Source organism: Vibrio sp. 10N.261.55.F4 (assembly GCF_041470465.1).
Classification (GTDB): domain Bacteria; phylum Pseudomonadota; class Gammaproteobacteria; order Enterobacterales; family Vibrionaceae; genus Vibrio; species Vibrio crassostreae_C.
Map to the genome: position 1 here is coordinate 43,439 of NZ_JBFRMM010000039.1, position 15,954 is coordinate 59,392.

16 protein-coding genes are annotated in these 15,954 nt (G+C 43.0%); 12 read left to right on the forward strand and 4 right to left on the reverse strand.

Translation table 11 applies throughout. The annotated features are described in order from the left end of the window. Nucleotides 1-137 precede the first annotated feature (137 nt). From nrdG to AB4249_RS18080, 4 genes are all read left to right on the forward strand, one after another. Nucleotides 138-605: an anaerobic ribonucleoside-triphosphate reductase-activating protein gene (gene nrdG, locus AB4249_RS18065; RefSeq protein WP_017064571.1), complete on the forward strand. Its 468-nt coding sequence runs from the start codon at nt 138-140 to the stop codon at nt 603-605. Between the two features lie 265 nt (nt 606-870). Continuing rightward, nucleotides 871-2,055, forward strand: a complete 1,185-nt coding sequence (locus tag AB4249_RS18070; RefSeq protein WP_372058718.1) for an amino acid aminotransferase — start codon at nt 871-873, stop codon at nt 2,053-2,055. An 11-nt stretch (nt 2,056-2,066) separates the two neighbouring features. Next, nucleotides 2,067-2,753: an ATP-dependent zinc protease gene (locus tag AB4249_RS18075; RefSeq protein WP_017069095.1), complete on the forward strand. Its 687-nt coding sequence runs from the start codon at nt 2,067-2,069 to the stop codon at nt 2,751-2,753. A gap of 323 nt (nt 2,754-3,076) precedes the next feature. After that, complete coding sequence (locus AB4249_RS18080; protein WP_080582218.1) at nt 3,077-4,684, forward strand: ABC-F family ATPase; 1,608 nt, start codon at nt 3,077-3,079, stop codon at nt 4,682-4,684. A 137-nt stretch (nt 4,685-4,821) separates the two neighbouring features. Here the strand turns inward: AB4249_RS18080 and AB4249_RS18085 are convergent, their stop codons facing one another. Both AB4249_RS18085 and AB4249_RS18090 read right to left on the reverse strand, forming a co-directional pair. Beyond that, complete coding sequence (locus AB4249_RS18085) at nt 4,822-5,346, reverse strand: hypothetical protein (RefSeq protein WP_017060115.1); 525 nt, start codon at nt 5,344-5,346, stop codon at nt 4,822-4,824. A 98-nt stretch (nt 5,347-5,444) separates the two neighbouring features. Continuing rightward, nucleotides 5,445-5,837, reverse strand: coding sequence for a YgiW/YdeI family stress tolerance OB fold protein (locus AB4249_RS18090; RefSeq protein ID WP_017064574.1), 393 nt, complete (start codon nt 5,835-5,837; stop codon nt 5,445-5,447). A 286-nt stretch (nt 5,838-6,123) separates the two neighbouring features. On the opposite strand from AB4249_RS18090, the gene AB4249_RS18095 reads away from it, so the two are divergent. The 4 genes from AB4249_RS18095 to modC are packed head-to-tail and all read left to right on the forward strand — an operon-like array spanning nt 6,124 to nt 10,207. Next, nucleotides 6,124-7,590, forward strand: a complete 1,467-nt coding sequence (locus AB4249_RS18095) for a cobyric acid synthase (protein WP_017069093.1) — start codon at nt 6,124-6,126, stop codon at nt 7,588-7,590. Nucleotides 7,591-7,646: 56 nt separating this feature from the next. Continuing rightward, nucleotides 7,647-8,405: a molybdate ABC transporter substrate-binding protein gene (modA, locus tag AB4249_RS18100; RefSeq protein WP_017060111.1), complete on the forward strand. Its 759-nt coding sequence runs from the start codon at nt 7,647-7,649 to the stop codon at nt 8,403-8,405. Continuing rightward, complete coding sequence (modB, locus tag AB4249_RS18105; protein WP_017060110.1) at nt 8,406-9,104, forward strand: molybdate ABC transporter permease subunit; 699 nt, start codon at nt 8,406-8,408, stop codon at nt 9,102-9,104. After that, a complete protein-coding gene (gene modC / locus AB4249_RS18110; protein WP_017060109.1) occupies nt 9,101-10,207 on the forward strand; it encodes a molybdenum ABC transporter ATP-binding protein ModC in 1,107 nt (368 codons plus the stop codon). The genes modB and modC overlap by 4 nt, the downstream gene beginning before the upstream one ends. A gap of 311 nt (nt 10,208-10,518) precedes the next feature. Here modC and AB4249_RS18115 read toward each other — a convergent pair whose 3' ends face one another. Continuing rightward, nucleotides 10,519-10,956, reverse strand: coding sequence for a DUF3069 domain-containing protein (locus tag AB4249_RS18115; protein WP_017060108.1), 438 nt, complete (start codon nt 10,954-10,956; stop codon nt 10,519-10,521). A gap of 131 nt (nt 10,957-11,087) precedes the next feature. Between AB4249_RS18115 and AB4249_RS18120 the strand changes: the two genes are divergently transcribed. Together AB4249_RS18120 and AB4249_RS18125 are read left to right on the forward strand one after the other, a co-directional pair. Then, a complete protein-coding gene (locus tag AB4249_RS18120; RefSeq protein WP_170791831.1) occupies nt 11,088-12,059 on the forward strand; it encodes a diguanylate cyclase in 972 nt (323 codons plus the stop codon). Between the two features lie 78 nt (nt 12,060-12,137). Continuing rightward, entirely contained in the window at nt 12,138-13,148 is a 1,011-nt protein-coding gene (locus tag AB4249_RS18125) for a Solitary outer membrane autotransporter beta-barrel domain (RefSeq protein ID WP_029235232.1), read from the forward strand. 144 nt (nt 13,149-13,292) lie between these two features. Here AB4249_RS18125 and AB4249_RS18130 read toward each other — a convergent pair whose 3' ends face one another. Beyond that, the gene (locus AB4249_RS18130; protein WP_065584948.1) at nt 13,293-14,534 is read right to left on the reverse strand and encodes a GGDEF domain-containing protein; all 1,242 of its coding nucleotides are present in this window, start codon (nt 14,532-14,534) and stop codon (nt 13,293-13,295) included. Nucleotides 14,535-15,010: 476 nt separating this feature from the next. Here AB4249_RS18130 and AB4249_RS18135 point away from each other — a divergent pair, with 476 nt between their 5' ends. Continuing rightward, nucleotides 15,011-15,379 (forward strand): late competence development ComFB family protein, encoded by a 369-nt coding sequence (locus tag AB4249_RS18135; RefSeq protein WP_017060104.1) that lies wholly within the window; start codon nt 15,011-15,013, stop codon nt 15,377-15,379. Between the two features lie 40 nt (nt 15,380-15,419). Continuing rightward, a complete protein-coding gene (locus AB4249_RS18140) occupies nt 15,420-15,701 on the forward strand; it encodes an HlyU family transcriptional regulator (protein ID WP_004731023.1) in 282 nt (93 codons plus the stop codon). Nucleotides 15,702-15,954 lie beyond the last annotated feature (253 nt).

Consider the following 15,954-nt stretch of genomic DNA (forward strand, 5'->3'; position numbering starts at 1 on the left):
GCTAGCTTACTTAGAAGAGCTACGTTTCAAGAAATATGTTTGGTATCGGCGCTATGTCGATACCAATTCATTTGTTTCAACTCTCGCTACTTTTCGAGTTAAACCATTAAGCCATCACGAGTTTTCAATACTGCCTTATGAATTATCACCAATATCACCCAATCGACGTTGTAAATGGCCCTGGAACACGCTGCACTTTGTTTGTGTCGGGTTGTGTACACCAGTGTCGCGGGTGTTATAACCAATCAACGCAAAGGTTGGACTCCGGGCATTTGTTTACTCAAGAGCTGCAAGACCACATTATCGCTGATCTCAATGATCCACGAATCAAGCGTCGTGGCTTGTCGCTTTCAGGTGGTGATCCTCTTCATCCTGCAAATGTATCTGAAGTGCTTAAGCTTGTTCAGCGTGTAAAAGCAGAATGTGAAGGCAAAGACATCTGGATGTGGACGGGCTACGAGCTCGACGAACTCGACGAAAAGCAGAGGCAAGTACTTGAATATGTAGATACTTTGATTGATGGTCGTTTTGAGCAAGATAAAGCGGATCCAATGTTGGATTGGCGTGGTAGTTCAAACCAAATTATTCATCGGTTCCGACTCTAGTAGACTTTCGTTAGTTAACGTCAACCTACATTAGTGCAAATTAGTAGCCTCAGCTTCTCTGTTGAGGCTTTTTTATTTTATGACGTTCTAAATTTGTAAATTGATTGAATATTGAACTATATGGAATAGGGAATATTAGATAGCACCAGTCTCAACTAGAGTTATCTCCTAAAAATCAAAACTTTGATGAATTTCTGTTTCTTAAATTGTAAATAAAATGATAACTTGGAGGCCATTACTTGAATTTCAAAGGGTTGTGACTTTCATGTTTTCACATCTACCAAAACCAACTTTAGATCCAATTTTATCTCTTTCTGTCGCTTACCGTGGCGACCCTCGTACTGACAAAGTCGATTTAGGTATTGGCGTTTACAAAAACGACCAAGGCGAAACACCTATCATGAAAGCCGTTTCTATGGCTCAAGATATCGTTGTTGAAACGCAGAAAACCAAAGCTTACGTTGGCCTAGCAGGCTGTGAAGAGTTCAACCAGAGCATGGTTGATCTGCTGCTTAAAGGGACTTCTGCAATGGATCGCGTTGCTGCGATTCAAACACCGGGTGCAAGTGGTGCACTTCGCATGTTGGGTGACTTAATGAAAGTTTCTCAACCAGACACCACGGTTTGGATTTCAAACCCAAGCTACGTTAACCACAAACCGGTGATGGAAGCGGCAGGCTTAAAAGTTCGATATTACTATTACTTCAGTCCTGAAACGAAGCAAGTTGATACTGCAAGAATGTTGGATGACCTTTCAAAAGCGGGTCCATCAGATGTGGTACTACTGCACGGTTGCTGTCATAACCCAACGGGTGCGGATATCGACTTTGAGGCGTGGCAGGAAATTACCAAACTATCGCAGAAAAATGGCTTCTTGCCGTTCGTTGATATTGCTTACCAAGGCTTTGGTGATGGCTTAGAAGAAGACGCAAAAGGTCTTCAACACATGGCTAACAACGTCGAAGAGATGTTGATTACGACATCTTGCTCGAAGAACTTCGGTTTATACCGTGAAAGAACGGGTGCCGCTATCGTGATTGGCAAAAACAGCGAACACGTTGGCAATGCTAAAGGTAAGCTTCTAACGCTTGCTCGTTCAACTTACACAATGCCGCCAGATCATGGTGCAGCTTTGGTTAAAACAATTCTTCAGAATCAAGAGCTAACCTCGATTTGGAAGCAAGAATTGAGTGAAATGCAGCAACGTTTGTTAAATCTGCGCCAAAGTTTATGTGATGAATTGCGAAATACTTATAACACGTCACAATTTGACTTCATTGAAAGCCATAAAGGCATGTTTAGTGTACTAGGCTTTAAAGAAACTCAAATGAATCAATTACGTGAAGAATATGGAGTCTATGGTGTTGGTGATGGACGCATCAATATCGCAGGCCTTTCCGAATCTCATATTCCTTATGTAGCAAAAGCGATAGCAAACGTTTCAAAATAGAAGGTGACTGAATGTATAATTGGAAAGCGATTGTAGTTTTAATGCTAAGTGGTGGCCTGTTTGCTTGTTCGGCTACAACTCAAGCTCCTGTTGAGCCAGAGCAAAAGCCTCAAATCGAACAACCTGTTGTGGATGACTCTTCAAAAACTGACGCAACAGAAGGCGAGAAAGTAACGGAACCTACTGAGAAGCCTGAAGAAGTAAAACCAACTGAGCCGGAAGTAAAACCTGCACCTGTTGAAAAACCAGTAGAGAAGGTTAGAAAAACAAGTGATGGCAAACTGATTCTTGGTGAAGAAGAGTGGGTGTTTGTTCCTGGTTTAAAAGAAGCGTTTAAAGCACGTGTCGATACCGGTGCAACAACCTCTTCAATCAGTGCAGTTGATATTGTTGATTTTGAACGTGACGGCAAAGACTGGGTTAAGTTCAAGATTGAACACGACGGAATTACAACTGAAGAGATCAGCTTACCAGTAGAACGCTGGGTTAAGATCAAGCAATCAAGCGCAGAAGGCACACAACGACGCGCTGTGGTTGTAGCTTCGATTCAAATTGGCGATCTAAAAGACAAAACTGAATTTACGCTAGCCGACCGAACGCATCTTTCTTTCCCACTTCTGTTGGGTAGAAGCTTCTTTAGAGATGTTGCGGTTGTCGACGTGAGCAAAAAATACGTTCAGAAGAAAATTACTAAATAACAAGTTCTGCTCGTCATCAAAGCTTTTCGTTTGAAGAGCTATAGTTTCAAAGGTGACGAGCTTAAAAGACTTTTAGTGTTGATAAATGAAATCCCTACCAGTTCTGCTGGTGGGGATTTTTTTATTTACACCCCATAACGTATGAAAAGCATCTAAATGGTCTATGTTTACTATTCGTTTACTGTTTAGCCTCGACAACGTGATCGAGATCTCTATATAATCCGCGCTTCGATTTTTGTTTAATCCATACTTTCGTACTTCTTATTTAGGTTCTTGAAATAGCCTAATAATTATCTGTCAGTACACGCTTAGGAATTAGTTCTTTGATATCTACCGCGAACATCACAATGCAATTTGGCGCAGAGCCGCTGTTTGAAAACATCTCTGCTAAATTTGGTAACGGCAACCGTTATGGTTTGATCGGCGCTAATGGTTGCGGCAAATCAACGTTCATGAAAATCCTAAGTGGCGCATTAACGCCAAGCTCGGGCAACGTTTCTATCACTCCAGGAGAAAAGCTGGGTGTGCTAAGCCAAGATCAGTTCGCTTTCGAACAGTACAGCGTTATCGACGTTGTGATCATGGGTGACAGAAAGCTGTGGGAAGTAAAACAAGAACGTGACCGCATTTACTCTTTGCCAGAAATGAGCGAAGACGACGGCATGAAAGTCGCAGAACTTGAAAGTGAATTCGCGGAAATGGATGGCTACACAGCAGAAAGCCGTGCTGGCGACATCCTAATTCAAGCGGGTATTGAAGAAGAGTTCCATTTCGGCTTGATGCAGCAAGTAGCTCCAGGTTGGAAACTGCGTGTGCTATTGGCACAAGCTCTGTTTGCAAACCCAGATATCCTGCTTCTTGATGAACCAACCAACAACTTGGACATTCACACGATCAACTGGCTTGCTGAAGAGCTAAACCAGCGTAAATGTACAATGATCATCATTTCGCACGATAGACACTTCCTGAACTCTGTGTGTACACACATGGCAGACATCGACTACGGTGAGCTACGTGTTTACCCTGGTAACTACGAGTACTTCCTAGAAGCATCTGGCTTGATTCGTGAACAGCTTTTAGCAAGCAACGCTAAGAAAGCGGCTGAAATCAGCGAGCTTCAAGATTTCGTAAACCGTTTTGGTGCTAACGCATCTAAAGCAAAACAAGCAAGCTCTCGTGCCAAGAAAATGGATAAGATCACGCTTGATGAAGTGAAATCATCGAGCCGTATGAGCCCATCTATTGATTTTGGCGAAGGTAAGAAACTACACCGTCAAGCGCTTGAACTTCAAGACCTTGGTCACGGCTTCGATGGCGAAACATTGTTTGCCGGTGGTAACTTGCTGCTTGAAGCGGGTACTCGTCTTGCGGTTATCGGTGAGAACGGTGTAGGTAAAACCACGCTGCTACGTTGCCTAGTTCAAGAGCTAGAGCAAAACGAAGGTATCGTAAAATGGTCTGAAAACGCATCGGTAGGCTACTGCCCACAAGATAGTACGTCTGACTTTGATAACGACCTGAGCATCTTCGATTGGATCTCACAATGGCGCACAGTGAAGCACGATGACCTTATGGTACGTGGCATTCTAGGTCGCCTATTGTTTACTGCTGACGATGCGAACAAAAAAGCGCGTAACTGTTCTGGTGGTGAGAAGAACCGTCTGTTATTCGGCAAGCTAATGATGCAAGACATCAACGTGCTTGTAATGGACGAACCAACCAACCACATGGACATGGAAGCAATCCAAGCCCTGAACGACGCGTTGAAGGTTTACACTGGCACGCTTATCTTCGTAAGCCATGACCGAGAGTTCGTTTCTTCATTAGCAACACACATCATCGATGTAAAAGATCAACAGCTAGTGAGCTTCCAAGGTACTTATGAAGAGTACTTAGATCACCAGAAAAAGATGCTGATGGTTAGCTTATAAAGCAAGTCGCTGGCTCAGGTCGTGAACGACTAAAAGCCAGCGAAACTAACAAACAAAAAAGCCCCGAACATTAATATGTTCGGGGCTTTTCTATGTAATACGTTTAGCTATTTATTACTCAGTAATTGAAATCTAGATTAGAATCCGAATCGAGCCGACATTAAGATTTGGTGGCCATATGTGCCGTTATTGCGCATATCAAGACCAACAGACAGTTGATCAGTTGAATGGAAACGAGCACCGATACCCAAAATTGAACGAGTGTCATCGTTGTCGATCAGTTGACCAAGGCGTGCGTTAACTTCAACGTTTGCCATTAACCAAGCTCTCAAGCCAAGGTTAATTTCAGTTTTGATGTGGTTATCGTCATTCCGTTCAATGTTGTGCAGTAACATTTGGCCAGTAACGTCAGCAAATTGACTGATTGGGCCGTTGAATCCCATACCTACCGCTGCATCCCAATCACTTTCAAATTCTGAATCGATACGAGCAACAAAATGAGAGTTCTGAGTGAACATTGTTGTGACTTCACCACCGAAAGTACTTGGGCTAGTACCCATGCGCAGCTCGAATGTGTTGTAGTTAAAGTTGTTTGCAGACGCAGAGAATGAACACAGTGCAGCGAGTCCTAAAAGGACAGTCTTATTCGTGCAACCTAGCATGGTGACTCCATATAAATTGTATTTTGCGGCAGTATAATACAAAAAAGCCTGCAATATGCAGGCCAATTATTTGAAGTCGGTATTTTTATATTAATCGCTTATAGAACCTGGATGTGGTCCACTTCGATTTCAGGTGTCTTACCACCTTCATATTCACCGAAGATACGAACTTTTGTATCAGCGGTCAGTGGTTGTGCTAGGCGGATATCATCATCAAGTTCGATTTGAATTTCACTCTGGCCATCAGAGAAGACAAACGTGTCATTCTTAAGTTGACGAACGATCTTGCCATCCACAATTGCTTCTTGCTCTGCGAACATGCTTGTGTCGGCAAGTAGTGTCGCAACAGAAACGGTTTCAATTGGGCCAGTATAAGCAATAGCGCTTTCGTGCTTGCTGTTGACATTATTATTGCTGTTGTGGTCACTAGCCATTGCGAAAGTAGGAGCAAGGATAATAGTAGATGCGATAGCTAATACAGTTTTTTTCATGGTGAATCCCTTAATGTTGTTTTTAGTAGAAACGTTTTTCTGAATTTGAAACGTTTCTTTTCGTTAGTACGTTTTTTGTTGAAGCGCCTGTTATCGTTCACAAGCTTCGTTTCGATGGAGCTATTAAACAACACTGGGGTTGAATCCAGAGTGAGTAACACATTCATTTTCCATTCATTTTATTGAGCATCTACTCGGCAATGACGTTAAGATGGTCGCAGAGAAATATTGCCCACAGCTATAAATTGAAAATTAAGAAATTAAGAAATTAAGGATTTAAGTACAAATGCGAGCACCATTAAGTGCCCTTATGGTTCAAGGGACAACGTCAGATGCCGGAAAAAGTGTTTTGGTGGCAGGTTTATGCCGTGTTTTGGCAAGGAAAGGAATCAAAGTGGCACCTTTTAAGCCACAAAACATGGCGTTGAACAGTGCTGTGACAAAAGATGGTGGCGAAATTGGCCGTGCTCAAGCGGTTCAGGCGCAAGCTTGTAATATAGAGCCAACCGTTCACATGAACCCTGTATTGCTAAAGCCCAACTCAGATACCGGCGCGCAAGTGATTTTGCAAGGCCGAGCGCTGAGCAACATGGAAGCGACGGGTTATCATGATTACAAGAAAGTGGCGATGGATACAGTTATCGATTCGTTTGACCGACTTTCTGAAGAATATGAAAGCGTGATGATTGAAGGTGCGGGGAGCCCAGCCGAAATCAATCTTCGTGAAAATGATATCGCTAACATGGGATTTGCTGAGAAAGCGGACATCCCTGTGATCATCGTTGCTGATATTGACCGTGGTGGCGTTTTTGCGCATCTCTACGGGACATTAGCTCTATTGTCTGAATCTGAACAAGCTCGTGTAAAAGGCTTTGTGATAAATCGTTTTAGAGGCGATATCGCACTGCTTCAATCTGGCCTAGATTGGCTAGAGGAAAAAACCGGCAAGCCAGTCATTGGTGTTTTGCCATATCTGCATGGTTTTAACTTAGAAGCGGAAGATGCCATTACCTCTGCTCAAGAGTCTTACGGAGAAGCTAAGCTTAAGGTGGCGGTGCCAGTGCTAACCCGAATCAGCAACCATACAGACTTTGACGCGTTAAGATTGAATCCTTCGATTGATTTACGTTATGTCGGTAAAGGCGAACGTGTAAACAATGCTGATTTAATTATCTTGCCGGGTACAAAGTCGGTAAGAGCAGATTTGGATTACCTAAAAGAACAAGGCTGGGATAAAGATATTCAACGCCACCTGCGCTTAGGCGGCAAAGTGATGGGTATCTGCGGTGGCTACCAAATGTTAGGTAACATCATCCACGATCCTGATGGCGTTGAAGGGGAACCCGGCAGCAGCGAAGGGTTAGGGTATCTGGATACTGAAACGACCCTTACACAGCAGAAAACCTTAACCAACGTACGCGGCACCATGACGCTGGATGGCAAAACAGCACAAGTAAAAGGTTATGAAATCCACGTAGGTAGGACTGATGTCAAAGAAACAGCCTTACCGGTTCAGTTAGAATCTGGCAGCCTAGATGGCGCTGTGAATCAAGATAACTCGATTTTTGGTACTTACTTGCATGGCGTATTCGACAACAGTGATGCGTTGTCGCTTATTTGCGAATGGGCAGGAGCCAACGATGTGACCGCGATTGACCACGAACAGCTTAAAGAGCTGGGTATTAATCGAATCGCTGATGCCATCGAAGAGTACTTAAATCTTGATCTGCTTTGGCCAGAGTTAACAGCTTAAGCCGCCATTTAGAAGTTAGCTAAAGAACTTAAACGAACAATAGATAAGTGATAACAATGAAAAAGCGAGTCTTCCTTTTAACCATGGCTTTAACTTCGGCATTGAGTTCTAGTCATCTTTTTGCTGCGGAAAAGCTACGAGTTTACGCTGCATCGTCGATGACCAATGCGGTTAATCTGTTGGTTGAAGAGTTTGAGAAAGACCATTCTGTCGATGTGATTCCTGTGTACGCGAGTACGTCGTCTTTGGTGCGACAAATCGAAAGAGGAGCACCAGCAGACATTTTTATCTCGGCAAATGAGAAATGGATGACGCATTTAGTCGATCGTAAATTGGTTTATAGTGACAATGTCACAAACCTATGTGAAAACGAACTGGTGCTGATTGCTCCTAAAGAGACATCGGTAACGTTAGACCTATCAAAAGGTGAACAATGGGCTAAACTGCTTACTAATGAAAGGCTTGCAGTGGGTAACACCATGTCGGTTCCTGCTGGTATCTATGCAAAAGAAGCGTTAGAAACGTTAGGTGTATGGGACGATGTGAAAACTCGATTGGCACCAAGTAACAATGTTCGTATGGCCTTAGCCTTAGTCGAGCGCAGTGAAGCTAAGCTTGGCATTGTCTACAAAACGGATGCGTTGCTTTCTAAAGAAGTAAACCTAGTGTCGACCTTCCCATCAGATCTGCACACACCAATACGTTACCCTGTAGCGAAGTTGAGTGATAAAGTTGTGGCAGAAGAGTTCTATACTTTCCTAAAGAGCGAAAAAGCGAAAGACACCTTGAACAGTTTTGGATTTGAAGTGCGTTAAATGATGTATTTATCGGAATACGAATACCAAGCCTTAATGCTGAGCTTAAAAGTCGCTGGGTTTGCAATCTTATGGCTTATCCCTATCGGTATTGGCTTAGCATGGCTACTTGCTAAGAAACAATTTGTAGGTAAGAGCATTGTTGAGAGTATTGTCCATTTACCTTTGGTACTTCCACCTGTAGTTATTGGCTATTTACTGCTAGTGATGATGGGCAGGCAAGGTATCATAGGTTCGTGGCTCAATGACGTGTTTGGTATTGTATTCAGCTTTAGCTGGAAGGGCGCGGCACTCGCTTGTGTGGTTGTGGCGTTGCCGCTGATGGTTCGCTCTATTAGATTGAGCCTAGAAACCGTAGACAGTAAGCTTGAAGAGGCGGCTGCTACATTAGGCGCTTCACCTCTTCGTGTGTTTTTCACGATCACTTTACCCTTGATGATCCCAGGGGTCATTACCGGCACCATGCTTTCATTCGCAAGAAGCCTAGGGGAGTTTGGCGCGACCATCAGCTTCGTTTCAAATATTCCCGGTGAAACTCAAACCATTCCTTTGGCTATGTATACCTTTATTGAAACCCCTGGCGCTGAAATGGAAGCCGCGCGTTTGTGTGTCATTTCTATTGTGATAGCGCTGGGTTCATTGATGCTATCTGAGTGGCTCAACAAAAAGTCAGCACAACGCTTGGGAGGCAATGCATGAGTGCTTTGATCCTCCAATATCAACAACAACTTGGTGAAACGTTCTTTGATATCGACTTGGAATTACCAAGTAGCGGCATTACGGCAATTTTTGGTCGTTCTGGCGCGGGTAAAACCTCACTTATCAATGCAATCAGTGGCCTTAAACAGCCCGATAAAGGTCTGATCAGCGTATCTGGAACCACACTGTTCGATAGTGAAAATGGCATTAATTTGCCGACTCACAAACGCAACGTCGGTTATGTGTTCCAAGAGTCGCGATTGTTTCCACATATGAAGGTGGCAGCGAACCTTAAATACGGTATGAAAAGCGTCGATCAAGCGCACTTTGAGCAAATAGTCTCGCTGTTGTCTTTGGGTTCATTGCTTGACCGATACCCAGCTCGTTTGTCTGGCGGTGAGAAGCAACGTGTGGCGATTGGCCGCGCTTTGTTATCAAAGCCGAGCATTTTGTTGATGGATGAGCCTTTAGCGTCTCTCGACTTGCCTCGTAAGCGCGAAGTGATGCCATTTCTGGAAAACTTATCCGAAACCGTCCAAATACCGATCATCTATGTCACCCATAGCCTCAATGAAATTTTACGCTTGGCAAATCACCTTGTGATTATTGACCAAGGCAAAGTGATTTCGTCGGGTGTTACGGAAGAGGTTTGGGCATCGAGAGCCATGCAACCTTGGCAATCTTTCTCAGAGCAAAGCTCGTTGTTTGAAGCGACATTAGCGGAACACAATGACGATTATGCGCTGTCTCGCCTGATGCTAGGAAAGTCGACGTCGTTATGGGTTCAGAAAGTATCGAGTGAGCTTGGTACGACAGTGAGGCTGCAAGTTAGGGCAAATGATGTCTCTATCACGCTAGAACGGCCGAAAGGGACTTCTATACGTAACATCCTTCCTGTCACCATTAAAAGCGTAGAGACGCACCAACAAGGCACAAATAAGCAGAGTGTCGAGGTCGAGCTAGAGTTAGAGTCTGGGTGCTACCTATGGGCAACCATTACATTGTGGGCGCTGGATGAGTTAAATCTAGAAATCGGGCAGCGTGTTTACGCTCAAATTAAAGGTGTGAGTGTCGCTCAAAGAGATATCGCGGTAACGCATTAAACCTGACAAGGTCAGTTTTTCGATATTGCCGCGATACTGCCTGTTATAGGTTCTGAAAATTCGGTCTTGATTCCATGAATGGATGCATGCGTCATTTTTATACGGTATAACTGCCAGTTTTGCGCCACACTATATGAGTGTTAAAGCATATGATTTGTCGAATCATATGAACATTAGCAACAAGAACATACAGACGTAACGATCGACGAACAGAAAATAGCGGATATAAAAAAGCCGCGTGTTTAAAGAAACATGCGGCTTAATTCTAAGTAGTACTGTTAGCGCTTAGCCTAGTTTAGGCGACTAGCGACTTACTTAGTAAAAACTTCTTTGAAATCACGCTTCAAGATTGCATCACGACGAGCTTTCTTGATTTGTTTAACCATGTCTTTTACACAGTTGTGTAGAACTTGGTCTAGCAGTTGAGCACGGTATTCTTCTTTTTCTTCGTCAGACATGTCTTCTGGAAGTTTAAGAGTAGGGAACTCTTCCATCACGTTAACACCAGCGAAAGCTTGGCTAACTGAGATTAGAGCGTGGAACTGCTCGAAGTTGTCTAAAACATTTTGTGCGCTTGCTGGAAGACTATCCCAAGCTTCGCGTACTGCTTCTTCAGACACTTCGTGAATAGAAGTAACCATAAAGTGCATCTCTTTTGGTACGCCATCAAATTCGATAACTTGACGAAGTTCTGGTGAGATGGTGGTTAAATCGATTTCTTGTTGTTCGTTGTTTGTAGCGTCTGACATAGTATTTCTCTTTAAAAAGAAACAATGCTAAAAAGATCTGTAAAAAAGTCAATCTAATATAGAGATTAGGGCATGATTTAAGCCCAAATTTGAGCTACTTTGAATATTCAACACTAGATAAAGGTGATGTGATGATAGAAAAGGGATCTTCAATGCGCATATTGCTGGTTGATGACGTTCAACTAGACAGGATGCAACTTGCTATCCGACTCAAGCAACTGGGTCATATTGTAGAAGCTGTCGGTAGCGGAAAAGAAGCCCTGAGTGTTTATTCTGATTTTGATCCTGAACTCGTGTTACTTGATATCAGCATGCCTGATATGGATGGTTTTGAAGTGGCGAATGAGGTTCGAAGCCGATTCCCAGAATGGGTTCCCATCATCTTTCTTAGTGGTCACGAAGAACCTGAGATGATCGCAAAAGCGATTGACGCTGGTGGCGATGATTACCTGATCAAGCCAGTAAACAAGGTTGTTTTGAATTCTAAGCTGATTGCGATGCAACGTATCGCGCACATGAGACGAGAGCTAAAACAAAGCACAGCCAAACTCGAAGAACTGAACATCCTTCTGCAGCAACAAGCCAACGAAGATGGCCTGACCAAATTGTATAACCGTCGATATATGGATACTAAGCTTGAAGAGAGCATAGCGTGGCACGGAAGACGTAATATATCCATGACAGTCATACTTCTAGATGTAGACTTCTTTAAGCCTTACAACGATAATTATGGTCATATTCAAGGGGATAAGTGCTTACAAGGGCTTGCTAATACCTTGAAACAGCTGTTTGTTCGTGCGGGAGAATTTGTAGGTCGTTATGGCGGTGAAGAGTTTGTTCTGATTCTTAGCGATACAGATAGTGAAGGCGCTAAGGTACACGCGACTCGAGTTAAAGAGGCATTGCATGAGATGAACTACGCTCATGAACACTCAACGGTATCGGATAGAGTGACAGCGTCACAGGGTGTGTTGTCATTTGTGCCAGAAGGTGGCGAATCTATTGCGTCTATTTACGAAAAGGTCGATCAAGCGCTTTATCAAGCGAAGCAAAGTGGTAGAAATACCTTTGTACAACGTAACATTTTGGAGCTTGCGCGTTAGTTGGCGAGCTCTTTTCGATATTTGAATTTATACTTCTAATTGCGTTTGAGCTAGGAAGTGCTTTAAGTGATAAAAGAAATGCCACATTCGAAGTCATTTTCTATGACTAACACATCTTGGACGCTTGCGGTTCCTCTATTTTTTACCGCTTTGGCGACCACTGTTAATGCCAATACGCTATCTGATCTTTTTCGAAAGGATCTAGAGCAGAGCTTTGCCACCAGTGTATTGCTCAACGACACCGATGTTTTCACTTTTGGTATCAATAACTTTGACCCCAATAAAGTGTTTAGTTTGGACAATGAAGACATCGGTTCGAATGATTCGGTAAGTCGTCGCCAAAACATCACCTCCCTGAGTTTGCCTTACACATTTGAATTACCAAGTTACATCGAAGACAACCATCAAGAGGTGACGCTACGCTTGTCTGCATTGCGAATCGAGAACGATGTCGAGTACGCGGCAGCAAACAGAAACGATTTTCAAAAAGAGTCGGTAGTGTCTGGCTACGTCGAATTCGCGAATGTGTCCCAGCTAGACGAATATTGGAGCTTCAGCTCTGCAATCGGTAACCACATCTCTTACTACCGCAATGATTATGAATATCGCGCTTCGTTGCTAAAGCCTATTCAAGACCAACTGGATGGCGTATATCTCAATACTGATGCTTGGGCTTACATCATCGAGCCTAAAATCAAGCTGATGTACGAAGATAAGAATGACTGGGGAAAGTATAAATTGAGCACCAGTTGGCATTACTTTAATGGCATCGGCTGGGGCGAGGCGAATAATGGCAATGTCGGTCATCCTGAAGGGTGGTATATCGCCAATGAAGCCAAGGTTTTCTATGATCTCGTGCGTTGGGATAAGAACATCACTTCGATGTACTCGAGTATAAGACGAATTGATATTGGTGGTGACACCGTGGCATCTATGGGCACCACATCTTACTACGAGGGCAGTGTTGGTTGGTTGCTTAACCCAAACCTGTTTAATGAGTGGGTCGATAACGTGGGAATAGGTTTTACGATTAACTACGGAAGTAGCTTAAAAGGTGGCAGCTTGGTTATATTCTTCAACCAAGATTAAGCTCTTTTTTCCAGTTAAGCCCATACGGCCTCAAATCAATGAGGCTCGTTGAACTTGGAAGTGATAGTTATTGAAGCAGATCGCTATTAATGGCTTAAGCTATTTAGATCTCTAGCACTCAATATCTTTCGCTATCAACTATTGTTAACGGTCAATACACAGTTTGTTTCGACCGGTTTCTTTCGCTTTATACAGCGCTTGGTCAGCAAGCTTCAACACCTCTTCAGGATGTCTGGTGGTTGTACTGTCAGACAATCCAATACTCACCGTCACATTCACCACTTCCGATGGTTTGCCGTTCTTACCACGCTTTTTCATCCCCACTTCATGATCGTCAGGGCGCTCGTGACTATTGCGAATCGTCATGTCGTAGTTTTGAACCTCGGAAATCAGAGCTTGAAGGTGCTCTTTAACTTGTTCCGAATGTTTGCCTTTGAAGATAATCGTGAACTCTTCACCACCATAGCGATAAGCTTTAGCGCCGCCTGTGGTTTCTCTCAGAATGCGTGCCACCAGTTTTAACACATCGTCCCCAATGTCATGTCCGTAGGTGTCGTTGAATTGCTTAAAGTGATCGATATCGACCATCGCCATCGAATACTTACGCCCCAAGTGCTTCATATCGACTTCTAAGGCGTGTCGACCTGGAATGTTAGTCAGTTGGTCATTAAAGGCCATATCATGACTAGCAGACATCACATAGACGATGATCAACGTGCCTGACAGCGAGAACATGGTGCTCGAGATGTACTGAATATCGAAGAAGATGAACGTACAAGAAGAAAGCAGGATAGCGCTATAAACCACAACATCGATAGAGCGGTTATACACCAACACGAGAATGGCAGTAAGGCCAAGCAAGCAAAGGCTATACAGCACTAAAACAAAAGGCAGTTTGGAGAAGTCTCTGACAATAAATAGAAGACCATCACTCCATGATTCAAAACCGCCGGCATGGAAGTGAGAGACGATCAATTGTGCCCACACCATAAACAGAACAAGAACGATGGCGTAGAGCAGCATCGACTTTGAGTTTACGCCGTTATCAGGGAAGGCATAAACAAGTAAGCAAGTGACAGGTACTAATGCCGCAAGTAACGAGAGCTCTAATAGCGTTGTGCCAGTATTGAGAGGCGTTTGTAAGCGAACTTGGATGATCAGATAAGCGACAAGCATGGTCACCGATACCATCGCCATTCGACCTTGTCTGAACGTATGGCATAGCAGAACCGCAACGCTCAATAAAATGTAAGGGAGGTTGCTAGCAAACCCTAAATTTGAGTCCGTCACGAGAATGACGTTGTCCATACCAACGAGCAAAATTGTTAACAGGACTAAAGGGAAGCAAAATCGAAACATGCTCGACGTTACAAAAGATGATGCCATTTATGTGGTGAGCCTAACTATATTGATGATCTTATTATTTAATACTATGCGTAGGATACGGTTAAACAAGCGATTGCCAAGCTTTTTACCTAAATTAGAGCAAAAACATAGTCATAGGTCGCTATTGGTGCAATCATTTTTATATGTATTTTGAGTTGCTATTAACCTTAGAACGAACTACACAGTATATATGAGAAATTAATTAGTCGTTATAGATACTTAACAAAATCTGCTCTGCTGCTCTTACGTTGGCGCTGTCACTTAAAGGGCTTGATGATCAGTTATCATTGAGTGACCTTTTCATTAAGCGACGAAGATCTGTAATGAAGTCAGAGTAAGATTAAATAATACCTAAGTTTCAACTATGGACAGTAAAACCTATAACTGAGTTATAGAAAGCTATTAGGAATTGCATGGTTTCAAGTGACTTTAGAAACGACTGCGACTAGAAAAACCGCTACAAATGGAGGTGTGGTATGCAAATTAGTGTTGATGTACATAACTATATGGAAACTCTGGTAGGTCATGTATTGGCTACCGAGGAATATGTGTCTAGTTATACCAACGAACAGTTGGCCGATCTCGCGTGCTTGGCTTTGGGCCAGCTAAAACCTATCTATATTCGTTTTGATATCGATTTTCTGTCAGCATTGCCAGAAGACAAATTGGTGCTCTATAAACGCAATAGTGAGATCGCGGTCAAAAATGCAGAAAGTATGATTATTGACGATCGAAGACGTGAACGTGACGACAATGTGCCTGTTATATTTAGTCAACACAATTTTGACGATGACGTAGAATTGCAATGGTATGAAAAGCCGTTGTTGAACCGTAAACAGTCATGATAGTTTAGGGTGAATACGGTCATTTAAGGAGTAAAAAAACGTGGGATTCTTTTCTAGATTATTTGGTGGCAAAGAAAAAACCGAACAAAAAGTAGAGATTGAGCCAGTCGAATATAAGGGTTTCAATATCTATCAAGATGCCATTGCAGAATCTGGTCAATACCGTGTTGCTGGGCGAATCGAGAAAGAATTCGATGGTGAAATCAAAACTCACCGTTTTATTCGTTCAGATGTTGTTTCAAACAAACAAGATGCCGATGAATTGATGCTCAAAAAATCGCAGATGTTCATCGACCAAATGGGCGACAATATATTTAGCTAACCAATTAGGGTTAGAATTGATGTTGGTCATAATTTAGAGAGCTTTCAGTGTATATGCTGAAAGCTCTTTTTAGTTTTAGGGATAAAGAACAGCTAGTGAGTTGTTATTAAAAGGATTATTTGCAAGTGGTTTGACCTCTTGGTTCGAGACGGTCGTCATTTATCCGAATGAAGCGCTTAAATTCCGTCCAAATCGTTATAAGTAATAACTTTTCCTGTTCTTTGAACAAAACGCTTGAAGTATTAGTTGTCGT